Origin of the sequence: Pantoea sp. SIMBA_079 (assembly GCF_046940275.1) — a bacterium.
Classification (GTDB): domain Bacteria; phylum Pseudomonadota; class Gammaproteobacteria; order Enterobacterales; family Enterobacteriaceae; genus Pantoea; species Pantoea borealis.
In genome coordinates, this window is sequence record NZ_JAWRYR010000147.1 from 1 (window position 1) to 309 (window position 309).

Annotated in this window: 1 pseudogene; it reads right to left on the minus strand. The window is 68.9% G+C overall.

Annotated elements, in window-relative coordinates:
- A pseudogene (locus SB719_RS19500) lies at nt 1–208 on the minus strand (hypothetical protein); the annotation flags it as partial.
- Nucleotides 209–309 lie beyond the last annotated feature (101 nt).

Here is a 309-nt window from a genome sequence, read left to right on the forward strand (position 1 = left end):
GGCCATAGAGGTCGGGCTCCAGCTCGGTGACCACGACGTGCTCGCCCTCGCGCTGCAGCCGCTGCAGCGTCGTCCACTCCTGCCCCGACGGCGGCACGTACTGCCGCTCGTCCTCGCAGATCGGGCACCGCTCGGGCGGATGCTCGCCCGCCGCCGTTCCTATCGGATTCGTTTCGACAGCACACGTCGCACACAGCCACTCCGCCACATCCGGGACTCTACCGGCCGTCGAGCGGTGAGTCGATGTCCGTATCCGCGCCGAGTGGTGACGTCAGGTCACCACTCGCCGCGGAATAGGCTGCGTGGTGG